Origin of the sequence: Exiguobacterium sp. s194, assembly GCF_018618275.1 — a bacterium.
Classification (GTDB): Bacteria; Bacillota; Bacilli; order Exiguobacteriales; family Exiguobacteriaceae; genus Exiguobacterium; species Exiguobacterium chiriqhucha.
Window position 1 is genome coordinate 363877 of the sequence record NZ_JACSLT010000001.1, and the last position, 13827, is coordinate 377703.

11 protein-coding genes are annotated in these 13827 nt (G+C 51.0%); 3 read left to right on the forward strand and 8 right to left on the reverse strand.

The genetic code is table 11. The annotated features are described in order from the left end of the window. Window position 1: 1 nt before the first annotated feature. The 3 genes from KNP85_RS01870 to pdhA form a co-directional block, all read right to left on the reverse strand. On the reverse strand, window positions 2-1294 hold the full coding sequence (locus KNP85_RS01870; RefSeq protein ID WP_021066996.1) for a dihydrolipoamide acetyltransferase family protein: 1293 nt from the start codon (window positions 1292-1294) through the stop codon (window positions 2-4). A 76-nt stretch (window positions 1295-1370) separates the two neighbouring features. Next, the gene (locus KNP85_RS01875; RefSeq protein WP_021066995.1) at window positions 1371-2348 is read right to left on the reverse strand and encodes an alpha-ketoacid dehydrogenase subunit beta; all 978 of its coding nucleotides are present in this window, start codon (window positions 2346-2348) and stop codon (window positions 1371-1373) included. Between the two features lie 3 nt (window positions 2349-2351). Next, entirely contained in the window at window positions 2352-3437 is a 1086-nt protein-coding gene (pdhA, locus tag KNP85_RS01880) for a pyruvate dehydrogenase (acetyl-transferring) E1 component subunit alpha (RefSeq protein WP_021066994.1), read from the reverse strand. A 330-nt stretch (window positions 3438-3767) separates the two neighbouring features. On the opposite strand from pdhA, the gene def reads away from it, so the two are divergent. Together def and KNP85_RS01890 are read left to right on the forward strand one after the other, a co-directional pair. Then, on the forward strand, window positions 3768-4307 hold the full coding sequence (def, locus tag KNP85_RS01885; RefSeq protein ID WP_021066993.1) for a peptide deformylase: 540 nt from the start codon (window positions 3768-3770) through the stop codon (window positions 4305-4307). A 1-nt stretch (window position 4308) separates the two neighbouring features. Then, window positions 4309-5934 carry an alpha/beta hydrolase gene (locus KNP85_RS01890; protein ID WP_214800944.1) on the forward strand — a complete coding sequence of 542 codons (1626 nt, stop codon included), beginning with the start codon at window positions 4309-4311 and terminating at the stop codon, window positions 5932-5934. A gap of 101 nt (window positions 5935-6035) precedes the next feature. Here the strand turns inward: KNP85_RS01890 and KNP85_RS01895 are convergent, their stop codons facing one another. Together KNP85_RS01895 and rnjA are read right to left on the reverse strand one after the other, a co-directional pair. Beyond that, on the reverse strand, window positions 6036-7493 hold the full coding sequence (locus KNP85_RS01895; protein WP_214800922.1) for a phospholipase D family protein: 1458 nt from the start codon (window positions 7491-7493) through the stop codon (window positions 6036-6038). A 65-nt stretch (window positions 7494-7558) separates the two neighbouring features. Continuing rightward, window positions 7559-9226: a ribonuclease J1 gene (gene rnjA, locus KNP85_RS01900; protein WP_021066990.1), complete on the reverse strand. Its 1668-nt coding sequence runs from the start codon at window positions 9224-9226 to the stop codon at window positions 7559-7561. Between the two features lie 219 nt (window positions 9227-9445). Here rnjA and KNP85_RS01905 point away from each other — a divergent pair, with 219 nt between their 5' ends. After that, on the forward strand, window positions 9446-10222 hold the full coding sequence (locus KNP85_RS01905; protein WP_021066989.1) for a Cof-type HAD-IIB family hydrolase: 777 nt from the start codon (window positions 9446-9448) through the stop codon (window positions 10220-10222). 32 nt (window positions 10223-10254) lie between these two features. Here KNP85_RS01905 and KNP85_RS01910 read toward each other — a convergent pair whose 3' ends face one another. The 3 genes from KNP85_RS01910 to KNP85_RS01920 form a co-directional block, all read right to left on the reverse strand. After that, window positions 10255-10917 (reverse strand): potassium channel family protein, encoded by a 663-nt coding sequence (locus KNP85_RS01910; protein WP_029595762.1) that lies wholly within the window; start codon window positions 10915-10917, stop codon window positions 10255-10257. A 107-nt stretch (window positions 10918-11024) separates the two neighbouring features. Then, window positions 11025-12056 (reverse strand): cytochrome d ubiquinol oxidase subunit II, encoded by a 1032-nt coding sequence (locus KNP85_RS01915; protein WP_021066987.1) that lies wholly within the window; start codon window positions 12054-12056, stop codon window positions 11025-11027. Window positions 12057-12070: 14 nt separating this feature from the next. Then, window positions 12071-13459, reverse strand: a complete 1389-nt coding sequence (locus KNP85_RS01920) for a cytochrome ubiquinol oxidase subunit I (RefSeq protein ID WP_214800924.1) — start codon at window positions 13457-13459, stop codon at window positions 12071-12073. Window positions 13460-13827 lie beyond the last annotated feature (368 nt).

Consider the following 13827-nt stretch of genomic DNA (forward strand, 5'->3'; position numbering starts at 1 on the left):
CTTATCCCTCCATCATTAGAAGTGCTGGATCTTGAAGCAAGCGTTTCACCATGTTGAGTGCGTTTTGAGCTGTTGCACCGTCGATGAGGCGGTGGTCAAAGCTGAATGAAAGCGCGAGGACTGGAGCCGCGACGATTTCACCGTCTTTAACGACAGCTTTTTCAGCGATGCGACCGATACCGAGAATTGCAACTTCTGGGTGGTTGATGACAGGTGTGAACCATTGTCCACCAGCTGAACCGATGTTTGTGATTGTGATCGATCCGCCTTTCATGTCGTCCCCAGCAAGTTTGCCTTCACGTGCTTTACCGGCAAGCTCATTGATGTTTGTAGCGAGTGCATAGATTGATTTACGGTCCGCTTCTTTGACGACAGGAACAACGAGACCGTTGTCCGTATCAGCAGCGATACCGATGTTGTAGTAGTTTTTGTAGACGATTTCTTCGTTCACATCGTCGATTGACGCGTTGATCGCTGGGTAAGCTTTCGCTGCAGCAGTCAATGCTTTAACGACGAACGGCAAGTACGTGAGTTTCACGCCTTGGTCAGCAGCCACTTGTTTGAACTCTTTACGGAGTGCGACGAGTTTCGTGACGTCGACTTCGTCCATGAGTGTAACGTGTGGAGCTGTGTGCTTCGAGTTAACCATTGCTTTCGAGATCGCTTTACGGATACCACGGATTTTCTCACGCGTTTCGAGTTCAGGCGTTGCTGACTCGTAAGGTTTGATTTCCGTTTTCGCAGCCGCTGCTGGAGCTACAGATTCTGTTTTCTCTGTTGTAGCTTCTGCTGTTGGTGCTTCTCCGTTTGCGAATGCATCGATGTCTTCTTTCAAGACGCGGCCGTTGTCGCCAGAACCCTGGACTTCACGGATGTCGACGCCTTTTTCACGAGCGTACTTGCGGATTGAAGGCATTGCGATGACGCGCTCCGATTTGTGAAGTTGAACTTCACGCGGGCCGTCTTCTTTCACGTCTTCTTTCACATCTTCAGTCTTCTCTTCAGCTTTAGGCTGTTCAGGAGCTGCTTCTTCTTCACCGGCTGGTGCGTCACCTTCGATATCGAACGTGATGAGGACGTCGCCGACGACCGCAACTGTACCTTCAGAGACTTTGACTTCTTTAACTGTTCCATCAACTGGAGCAGGAATCTCAACGACGGCTTTGTCGTTTTGTACTTCAAGAAGAATGTCATCTTCTTTTACTGTATCCCCTGCTTTTACGAACCACTTGACGATTTCACCTTCGTGAATTCCTTCACCGATGTCTGGTAATTTAAATTCAAATACTGCCACTGGTTTTTCCTCCCATCAATTAATCATGTAAACACAATGAGGGAGACAATTCTCCCTCATCGTTAAATGAACACGATCAGAAGTTGATAACTTCCTTAACTTTTGCAACGACATCTTTATGGTCAGGTAACCATGCGTCTTCACCTTGTGCGAAAGCGAAGACTGTGTCTGGTGCAGTTACACGAAGCACTGGTGCCTCGAGGTGAAGAATTGCGCGTTCTTGAATTTCAGTTACGACGTTAGCCGCAATACCTGCTTGACGTTGTGCTTCTTGAACGACGATCGCACGGCCAGTCTTTTTAACAGACTCGACGATTGTATCGATATCAAGTGGGCTCACTGTCATGAGGTCGATGACTTCGACGTTGATGTTTTCTTTTTCGAGCTCTTCTGCCGCTTTAAGTGACGTGTGGACCATTGCACCGTAAGTGATAATCGAAACGTCAGTTCCTTCGCGTTTCACGTCTGCTTTTCCAAGCTCGATCGTGTACTCGCCTTCTGGAACTTCGCCACGGAATGAACGGTAAAGTTTCATGTGCTCGAGGAATACGACTGGGTCGTTGTCACGGATTGCTGAGATCAAAAGACCTTTAGCATCGTATGGCGTTGACGGGATGACGACTTTAAGACCAGGTGTCTGAGCCATCAAGCCTTCAAGGCTATCCGCGTGAAGTTCTGGTGTTTTAACACCGCCACCGAATGGTGAACGGATTGTGATTGGCTGGCTGTAAGCGCCGCCTGAACGGTAACGCATACGCGCCATTTGAGCTGCGATCGAGTCGAACACTTCGAATACGAATCCGAAGAATTGAACTTCCATGATCGGACGGAAGCCTGTAAGACCGAGACCGATGGCAAGACCACCGATACCAGACTCAGCAAGCGGCGTGTCGAAGACACGGTCTTCGCCGAGCTCGTCTTGGAGACCTTCCGTTGCACGGAAAACCCCACCGTTTTTACCAACGTCTTCTCCGAAAAGAAGTACTTTCTCGTCGCGCTTCATTTCAACGCGCATCGCATCAGTAATCGCTTGGATCATTGTCATTTGAGCCATAACTTACTTCGACTCCTTTGCTGTATATTCTTCAAGCTGCTCTTTCAAGTTTGAAGGAAGTGTTTCGAACATGTTGTTGATGAAGTCCGAAACTTTTTGTTTTGGTTCTTTGTCAGCGAGGCTGATCGCTTCTTTCACGTCTGCTTTCGCTTGTTCGATGACTTCATTCTCCATGTCTTCGCTCCAAAGCTTCTTGCCTTCGAGGAAGAGGCGGAAACGAACGAGTGGATCTTTCTCTTGGTACTCTGTATCGAGTTCTTTTGTACGGTAACGCGTTGGGTCATCCCCTGCGAGCGTATGTGGTCCGTAACGGTATGTGAGTGCTTCGATGAGCGTCGGAGTTCCGTCAAGTGCGTCTTTACGCGCTTGTTGTGTTGCGGCGAGGACAGCAAGAACGTCCATTCCGTCAACTTGGATTCCGTTGATTCCCGCTGCGACAGCTTTTTGCGCGATCGTTTTAGCTGCAGTTTGCTTCTCAACAGGTGTCGAGATGGCAAAGCGGTTGTTTTGAACGACGAAGATGGCTGGTGATTTGAATGCACCCGCGAAGTTCAATCCTTCGTAGAAGTCACCTTGTGATGAACCACCGTCACCCGTGTAAGTAATGGCGACGTTTGTGTTGCCGTTGCGTTTGAGGCCCATTGCCACACCCGCAGTTTGAATGATTTGTGCCCCGATGATGATTTGCGGCATCAAGACGTTAACGTCTTCAGGAATTCGGTTACCTGCGACGTGACCACGTGAGAACAAGAACGCTTGATAAAGCGGAAGTCCGTGGAATACGAGTTGCGGGATATCACGGTAGCCTGGAAGAATCCAGTCTTGTTTGTCGAGCGCATATTGCGTCCCGATCATCGTTGCTTCTTGACCAGCCACTGGCGCGTAGAAACCTAGGCGTCCTTGACGGTTGAGCGAGATGGCACGTTGGTCCCAGATTCGTGTATAGACCATGCGGCGCATAAGCTCCTGAAGTTGCTCGTCCGTTACATCTGGCATTGCGTCTTGGTTGACGACCTCGCCCTTCTCGTCGAGAATACGGAACGTTTGGAAGTTTTCTTCCACGTTTTGAAGTACCTGAACGTTGTTCATTCGTTTCACCTCATCCTTTCAACTATGAGACAATTGTCTTTTTTGTGATCAAACACTACCTCAAATCTTAAGTGTATCTGTCCAAAAAAGCAATCTGTATTAACGTGATTCAGGAAAGTTACACTTATCCTGCCGTTTCCTAGTCAGTATAAAACGGGTTGTTATAATAACGCAAAAAATATGCTCACTCTATAAAAACGCTTACATCAACACATCTTTTCCCTTATTTCGCCTCTGTATCATTTTCATTTCACCTTCTGTACCATCTAAGCGAAATGACTAATAAATATGATATAATTGGTCATATCGCAATGGGAAAGGAAGTTTTGCATGTTAACGATGAAAGATGTGATTCGTGAAGGAGACGAGCGGCTCCGCGCCCGCTCAATCGAAGTGCCGGTCCCACCGACGGCAGAAGACCTCGCGCTACTCGACGAGATGGAGACGTTCCTCGTCAACAGCCAAGATCCAGAGATGAGCGCGAAGTATGAACTTCGGGGCGGTGTCGGCATCGCCGCACCACAACTCGGCGTCAATCGCCGCTTTTTCACGGTCCTGCTCCACGAAGAAGAAGAGACGTTCAAACTATCCATCTTCAATCCGAAGATTACGAGCCACTCGGTCGAACAGACGTACTTGAATGGCGGTGAAGGCTGTCTATCTGTCGACCGTGTCGTCAAAGGCAACGTGCCCCGATACCGACGCATCACGATTGAAGGGTTCGACCGTGACGGCGCCCCGATTAAATTGCGGCTCCGCGGTATGCGCGCCATCGTCTGTCAACATGAGCTCGACCATTTAGATGGGGTGCTCTTTTACGACCGCATCAACACGACCAACCCGTTAGAGACCTACGGTGAGCCGATTTGAGGTGACGAGCTTGAAGAAAAAGGCACTGTTGTTAGTATTCCCATTTCTGTTTCTTTTAATCGGGGGATGTGTCCGAATCGAATATGATGCGACCGTCCACTACGACCAATCGGTCACGTTAGAGACGACGTATGCTTTCCGCGACCATCCGGTCATGAAGCTGCTCAATTTGCGGCTCGATTGGGATACATGGAAACAACAGGCGAATGAGAACGGATATGCGACACGTGACTACTCGAGTCAAGACGACTATGAAGGCATGGTGCTCAAGAAGACGTTCGACAACGTCGATGACCTCCAAAACATTAAAGAGGAGTGGAAGACCGGTCCGGCCGGTATCCTCGTCCCACCTGATATGAAGTTTGATGTCGACAAAGAAGATGGGATTTGGTTTGACTCATACGTCATGAACACGAACCTCGACCTGCGGCTCGACCGCGTCGATTTGCCAGGTCTGAATTTAAGCGGCTCCCCGAAACAACTGGCCGAACGTTACGTTCGTCAAGCCGATATCCGGTTCAATCTGACCGTGCCGACCGGGGTGTTCGTCGAAGACGGTACTGGACTCGATGTACGGTCGATGAAACATGTCGAGTGGCAAGTGTACGGTGGCCGTCAAAATAATATGACGCTCGTCGCCCACGTGCCGAACGTCAAGGCGTGGATTATCACAGGCGTCATCATCGTCGTCCTTGGCCTAGTCGCTTTCTTTGTTTGGCGGAAATATCGTCAAAACGTCGGTAATCCGGACAAGACGTCGATTCGTTCTCGCATCTTCGGCGGCTTCATCCTCGTCTTGACCCTCGCGTTGATTATCGTGACGATTCGAGAAGAGTTGACGACGGAACGGAAATCTGAGGCGATTCGCCAAGCGGCGCAGACGGACGAGTTCATCCCGACGTTCGCCGTTCACGGCTTGCTCGGGACCGACCGCACATTCCTCCGCTTCTCGCAGTATATGGAACAGCGTGGGCTGGCAAAAGATGGTGCCCTCTGTACCGTGACGGTGAAAGGCGCGGCCGATTGCGTCATCAATGACTACAGCTCGAACCGACCGATTGTCCGGATTGAATATGAGGATGCCGAGGCATCGCTCAACAACCAGACGAAGTGGTTGAATGCGGCGATCGTACGCTATAAACAGGAACGAAACCGTTCGTTCGACCGGATGTATTTGATCGGTCACAGCATGGGCGGTGTGGCGGCAGCGAACTATATCTTGAATCAAGACGAATACATCGTCGATAAGTTCGTGACGTATGATAGTCCGTTCGCCGGAACACGACTTGCCAACTTCGGTCTGTCCGCCAGTAATTTCGGGATCAATACCGGCAGTCCTGCCATCCGGGATTTGTCCCCGAGTTCTGACGGGTTGCAGGCGTTCCAAGAAAAACTTGAGACGTGGCCACGCTCCGTCCAAGTGTTTTCCTTCTCGGGACGCGGTGGCGAGTTCAACTTGATTGAGCCAGCGAGTTCGCTCTTGCTCGAAGAATATACGAACAACATCGAGACGGAAACCGTCCCATACGATCACTTCTCGCTCCACCGGAAGACAGACGTCCTCCGCGACACGGGCCGGTTCCTTTACGAGTTCACGAACGAATTCAATCCAGTCGAAACGAAATGATGAAAACCCGCCTTCACATATGAGGGCGGGTTTTGTTCGTCGTCATGTCGATGGTAGCCCGTCCACAACAAAGCCCACCTTCACAGGAAGGCGGGCTTGTGTCAGTAGGTCATCGTCCAAGTGAGTTTCTGGATCCAATAAATCACATACTTTCCGATTGGCAAATCGGTCTGAATCTCATCATAGGCGAGCGTATACGTTCCTTGCTCGTTGTTCCAGAGACGCTTGAAGTACCCGTCGACCTCGCGGATGAACGCTGTCTCCTCGGTCGTGACGACTTCGACATCCGCCTCCAAGTTGTAATCGTTCATGTTGCGGGTCGTATAGTTACCCGACCCGATGACGACGACTCGACGGTCCCCTTCCACGTACAGCATCTTCGGGTGGTACTGCTCTTCGCCGACTTTGTACCACCGAATCTCGATTTGCTCCGGGTTCACCGTGTTCAATTCCGCGGCGACCGGCAAGTTCGGCAATCCTGACTTGTCGCGCCCGAACGCGTTCGTATTCGGGTCAAGAATCAGTTTGACGAAGACGCCGCGCTCGGCGGCCTCATGAATGGCTTGAATGATGTTTCGGTCGGCCAAGTAGAACATGCCGATCCAAATCGTCTCACCTGATTCCGCTTCTTCCATCGCCTTGATGACGGCGTCCTGAATCTTGGATTCCGTGACGTAGCGGATTTGCATCGGGCCTTCCGACGGCTCGTCGCGCAGATTCGCGAGTTTCTCCTCGCTCGGGAAACGTTCGGCATCCCCTTTTGAGAACGTCGCGATCGCTTCCTCCCCTTCGAGGATGTCCGCTAAAATCGGGCCATCGAGCCGCACCCCGACGTTTGAATGATACCCGCTCGCATCATGCGGGTTGGCCGATAAGACGAAGCCGTCATTCTCGGTCACCATCACTTTGCGGTGGTTCGCTTTCACGTTCAACAGCCGTAAATACGACCGGATCGTGATGTCCGGTGCCGATTTGGCCATCGGGTTCGGCAACCAGCCGTTCTGGCTGTCCCCGAACCATTGGAACCCGATCCGATACAGCGTCGAGTATAAGATGTTCGGGTCGCGGAGCGCATCGAGGTTCGTGTAGACGATTTCCGCGCCCGCTTCCTTCAAGACATCGAGATGATCGGACGCGTGTCCGTTATAGGTCGTATTGATTTCATCCGTGATTAAGACGACGTTCATGTCCGGATAGGCTTCCATCTGTTCGAGCAAAGCCGATGACAGTTTGGCCGTGATGTCCGGATATTGCCGGTCTTCATTCGAATATGGGTTGAATAAGAAAAAGTCCATGACGATATATTCCCGCGCCTCGCGGATTGACCGCTCGACGTCTTGAAAAATCTCTTGCTCGTTCACTTCCGTGTCTTCCCCTTGATACGTCAAATCAAATAAAAAATCGATTTGGTCATCCGAAATCGCGACCGGTTCCGACGCACGCGACACGCCGTCCGGCAACGGTTTGACTTGATGGTATACCATCGTGATGAGGAAGAGTAAGGCGAATGCGGCCAGGCCCCATTTCAACCAACCTTTCTTCCGTTTCTTGCGTTCCATCAGACACCATCTCCTTTATCTTTGTCCTCTAAAAAACGGGCTGTAGTCCCCTACAGCCCGCTCGTTCATACTTCCATGATGATCGGAAGAACCATTGGGTGTCTTCGTGTTTTTTGTGCCAAGTATGGCGTGAGTGTATCCGAGACGAGTTGTTTCAACTCCGACCACTTCATCTGTTTGTTCGACAACCCTTGCTCGACCGTCTTCTTGAGCAAGCGCTCGCCGTCACGAATCAAGCTGCCCGATTCGCGCATATAGACGAAGCCGCGTGAAATGATATCCGGACCTGAGACGAGTTTACGCGTCTTGCCGTCGATGCTGATAACGACGACGACGAGTCCGTCCTCTGAAAGGATGCGGCGATCGCGCAAGACGATATTGCCGATGTCCCCGATGCCGTTTCCGTCGACGTACACGGCGTTGGCCGAGATTTTCCCGGTGATGGCGGCCGAGTCGGCGTCGACGGCGAGCACTTCACCGTTATCCATGATGAAGCTGTTCTCTTTCGGGATGCCGACCGATTCGGCGAGTTCGGCGTGTTTCACCAACATGCGATACTCCCCGTGAATCGGCATGAAGAATTTCGGGTTGAGCAAGCGGATCATGAGCAATTGCTCTTGTTGCGACCCGTGACCCGACGTGTGGATGTTCGTCAATTTTCCGTAAACGACGTCCGCGCCGGCTTTATACAATTGGTCGATCGTTTTCCCGACCGAGATGGCGTTACCCGGAATCGGAGATGACGAGAAGATGACCGTGTCGCCAGGAATGATCGATACTTGACGGTGTGTTCCGTTGGCGATGCGGCTGAGCGCAGCCATCGGCTCACCTTGCGAACCGGTACAAAGAATCGCCACTTCATGCGGCTCGTAGTTCCGTAACTGATTCGCTTCGACGATCATGCCTTTCGGGACGTTGATGAAGCCGAGCTCTTGCCCGATCGTCATGACCTTGTCCATCGAACGGCCGAAGATGGCCAAATGACGGCCCGTCTCGGCACAAGCGTCGACGACTTGTTGCAGGCGATAAATGTTCGAGGCGAACGTCGCGAAGATGACGCGCCCTTCGGCTTTCCGGAACGTCTCACTGATCGTGCCGCCGACAACTTTTTCACTCATCGTGAAGCCTTCGACTTCTGCGTTCGTCGAATCGGACAAGAGGCAAAGCACGCCTTCTTTCCCGATGTCTGCCATCTTGGCAATGTCAGCCGGTTCGCCGACCGGTGTGAAGTCGAACTTAAAGTCACCGGTATGGACGATATTCCCTTGTGGCGTCTTCACGACGACACCGAGCGAGTTCGGAATCGAGTGAGTCGTGCGGAAGAACGAGATGCTCGTCTTTCTGAACTTGACGATGGCGTCCTCATCAATCTCATGCAGTTCCGCCTCGCGGAGCAACCCGTGCTCTTCGAGTTTCACTTTAATCAAGCCGAGCGCGAGTTTTGTCGCGTAAATCGGAAGCTTCACTTGCTTCAAGAGAAACGGGATGCCGCCGATATGGTCTTCGTGACCGTGGGTAATGAATACCCCTTTGACTTTGTCTTTGTTTTTAATCAAGTACGAGTAATCAGGGATCACGTAGTCGATTCCAAGCAAGTCATCCTCCGGGAACATGACGCCCGCATCGATGACGATGATTTCATCTTGGAATTGAACAACGTACGTGTTCTTCCCGATTTCTCCGAGTCCGCCTAGTGCGAACACAGCTGTTTGGTGGTTCTTTACAAACTTCATTTAATCTCTCCTTACTACAAGTAGTTGATGTTCATCTATGTGAAACATAAGTGATTCTCGCAATATAATTACGTTCCGTAAGATTCTTTCTTCATTATAGCTCATATTGTGACAATATTTCACTATTGACGTAAGATTGAGGGCGGTTTCTCGATTTCGTGTTATGCTTTTTAGTATACAACTGACTTAATCAAGACAGAGAAAGCATGGTGAAACAAAATGGAAGATAAGAAAGTAGTCTTTTTTGACATCGATGGCACGTTGCTCCATGAAGGGTCGTACATTCCCCCTTCGACGATCTCGGCCATTCAGCAGCTACGCCACAACGGCGTCGAGACGTTCATCGCGACAGGGCGTGGCCCGGCGATGCTGTCTGATATCCCAGAACAGCTCGGCATCGACAGCTTTGTCTGCTACAACGGACAAATCGTCGTCCACCAAGGCGAGGTCGTCTATCGGAACACGTTGCCGACCGACGCGCTCCGTCGCTTGACCGAACATGCCGGCTCAAACGACCATACGCTCGTCTATCTCGGACAACACCGTGGCGGTGCCACGAAAGCGAACGACCATGTCGTCGAACAGTCACTCGGAGAACTTGATATGCCGATTCCGACATATGATCCGAATTTCCATATCGAACAGGCCGTCTATCAGACGCTCCTATATTGCACGCCTGAAGAAGAACATCACTATTTGGACGCGTACGGCGAGTTTGATTTCATCCGCTGGCATCCGCACGCCATGGACGTCATCAATCGTGGCGCCAGTAAAGCCGACGGTATCCGTCACTTCATCGAGACGAACGGCTATCGGCTCGAGAACACGTACGCGTTCGGCGACGCCTTGAACGATTTGGCGATGCTTCAATACGTTGGAACGGGCATCGCAATGGGCAATGCCCGGGTCGAAGCGAAAGAAGTCGCCGACTTCGTGACGAAATCGATTCTCGAAGATGGAATCGAGTACGGCTTAAAATCAATGAAGCTCATTTAATGAAAAACGAGAGGCGCGCGCCTCTCGTTTTTTTATCTGGACCGAAGTGTGCGTTCGAGTCGATCCAAGTCCGTATCTTTCCCGATGATGATCAAGATGTCCTCTGGCAAAATCATCTCGTCGGCTTGCGGTGAGATGATGACGTCATCATTGCGGCGGACCGCGACGATGTTGACGCCGTATTTGGCGCGAAGGTCCAAATCGATGAGCGACTTGTTCGACAGTTTGTCCGACGCCTTGATTTCAACGATCGAGTGCTCGTTCGAGAGCTCGAGGTAGTCAAGGATGCTTTGGCTCATCAATCCGTTCGCAATCCGGATGCCCATGTCGCGCTCTGGGTGGACGATGTTATCGGCCCCGATGCGACGCAACACTTTCTCGTGATAATCATTCGTCGCCTTGACCGTGATGATTTGAACGCCGAGCTCTTTTAAAATGAGTGTCGTCAAAATCGAGGCTTGAATGTTTTCACCGATGGCCACGATCACGTGTTCAAAGTTGCGAATGCCGAGACTTTTCAATACGTTCTCGTCGGTCGTGTCCGCGATGACCGCATGCGTCGCCAATCCCATAAACTCGTTGACGCGTTCTTCATCCGCATCGATCGCCAACACGTCATAACCGTTCGCCGACAATTCACGAACGATCGAGCCGCCAAACCGTCCTAATCCGATGACTGCAAATTCACCTGTCATAATTTCATACATCCCTTTCCTACGCTGTTTCTGTTCCCGATTCTTCGTACAGTGTAACCGATTCCCCTCAAAAAAACTATATAAAAAAAGACCGGAATATCCGGTCTTTACGCTTTACCACTCGAACGCTTTCCGCGTACATAGTCATTGTCGAACAAGAACAGGCGTAGCAAGAGATACAGCGCCGGTACGAGCAAGAGCAACCCGAGGATGAAGACGACGACGAGGGCGATGGCCATCGACTCGTTGACGACGCTTCCGTTGATGTCGATGTACGGATAAAGAATGTACGGCAAGTGCGTATATCCGTATCCGAACCAAGCCATAAAGAACTGACCCATGACCATCAAGAACGCGATGCCGTAGTTTCGCTTCATGTAGACGAGTGCAACGGCTACAGCGAAGAAGATGAAACTTGCAGCGAACCACCACCAGTTGCCCGCTAAGATGCTCTCATAATGCCAAGCTGCCTGCGACTTCAACCCGAAGAAGACGAGGCCCGACGCGACAATCGTCGGAACGCTCCAGAACAAGGCCCATTTTCGAACGAGTGGGACCGCCTGAGCGTCACGCGCCTTATCGGCATAGAACAAGAGGAACATGGCACTGATATAGAGCACCGACACGATTGCCAAGGTGACGACGGTCCAAGAGTAGAAGTTGGTGAACAACTTCATGCCGTCAAAGAAGACGCCCGACTCGGTCTCATTGATAAATCCACCTTGGCTGACGGTAAGAACGGTAGACATCGAGGCCGGGATTAACAGCCCAGTCGCCCCATATAAGAACATATAGAACGTGCTCTCTTTTGATCCATAGTTGGCAAACGCGTAGAAACTACCGCGAATCGCCAACAGAATCAACACGACCGAGGCCGGTACGAGAAGCGCCGTCCCGTAATAGTAAGCCGTATCTGGGAAAAACCCGACGATCCCGACGAAGAAGAAGACGAAGAACACGTTCGTCACTTCCCACGTCGGCGATAAATACCGTGCAATCAGACGGTTGATCTTTTGGTCCCGCTTCGTGTACTTACTATAGAAAGCGAAGAAGCCGGCACCGAAATCAATCGATGCGACGATGAGGTAGCCGTACAAAAACGTCCATAGTACGGCAATCCCTAATTCTTGAATCTGCATGTCATACCCTCCGATCACACTTCATCCGCGAACATCGCTTCACCGCGATGCTCCGATTGTTTTAGTTCTTTCCCTACTGGGTTGTCCTTGAACAGACGAGTCAAGACGAGTACCGTGACCACGCCAAGAACTGCATACAGGATCGCAAAGGCGATAAGCATCCATCCTACGTTTGCCGATGTCGTCGCCGCTTCACTCGTGCGCATCAAATCATAGAGCGCCCAAGGCTGGCGACCGAACTCTGCGAAGAACCAACCGAACTCGATGGCCATCATCGCGAGCGGACCGCCTGCGGCGATGGCGATGAGCATCGGTTTACTGAATTGAGGCAGTCGCTTGATATACCGTCCGAGCACGAACAAGAACGAAATCAATGCCAGCAACATCCCAATCCCGACCATCGCATCAAACAGGTAGTGGATGAATAGTGGAGGTTGATCTTCTTTCGCAAATTCATCAAGACCGGTCACCTCGTAGTTCGGCACACCGCCCGCTAGGATTGACAAGGCGTACGGAATCTTCAAGGCGCCACGTACTTCGTAACCGCCGTCTCCGTCTTCCTCGAGCCATCCGCCTAGAATCAGCTCGGCCTCCGAGGAGGTTTCAAAATGCCACTCCGCAGCCGCCAATTTGTCCGGCTGGTACTTCGCCAAGTATTTACCTGAGAAGTCTCCGACGAGTGCAGTCGCAATCGCGAAGATGAGCGCGACGGTCATCGTCAAGCGAAGACCTTTTTTATGATACTCGATTGATAACTTGTCGAGTTGGTTCCGTCGCTGACGGAGCAACTGGACAGCGGCGATAGCAGCTAAAATGAACGCCGATGTCAGAATGGCCGACGTCAAGACGTGCGCCATTTTGGTCGGCATCGCCGGGCTGAACATCGCCTCGATTGGACTCACGTTGGCGAGTCGACCGTCGACAATATCAAATCCGACCGGCTGGTTCATGAAGCTGTTGACGGTCGTAATGAAGAACCCTGAGAACAAGGCACCGACCGCGACTGGAATCCCGACTAACATATGGTACCACGGGTTTTTAAATCGATCCCACGTGTACAAATAAATACCGAGGAAGATCGCTTCAAAGAAGAAGGCGAACGTTTCCATGAACAGTGGAAGTGCGATCGTTTGACCGGCGACCCGCATGAGGTTCGGCCAAAGTAAAGACAGCTGGAGCCCGATTGCCGTACCTGTCACGACACCGACCGCTACTGTGACGACATATCCCCGTGACCACCGCCGGGCCATCAAGGTGTATTTCGGATCTTTCTTTTTAATACCTAGAAACTCTGCCAATAAAATGAGTAATGGAACCCCGACGCCGATTGTGGCAAATATCACGTGGAAACCCAACGTGAGTGCCGTTAACGCCCGGCTCATCAGGACAGGATCTTGAAACATCTATTGATTACCTCCTATCTCTCTCTAGCGCTTTAAACCAATGTCTATCGCGCAACATCACAGATGATTTCCCTTGGATACCCTTATCATAATGATTTTATATAGCGCTGTAATGTCTCAATGCTTGAGTTCGCAAAATGTTCACATTTGAGCATGCTTAACAATATCGACGCTTTACAACTCTTACTTTTTTCCCAAATCTTTAACGGTTCACGCACAATTCTACACATTTCATACAAAAGAGGCTGGGACATAACTCAGTAGATTTATAAGAAAGAGGCCACCTGGCGCGACTCGTTCGCGCCAGGTGGCCTCTTCTCCTTTTTATGGGTTCGTACGCACATTTCGATATAAACAGATAGGGGCGA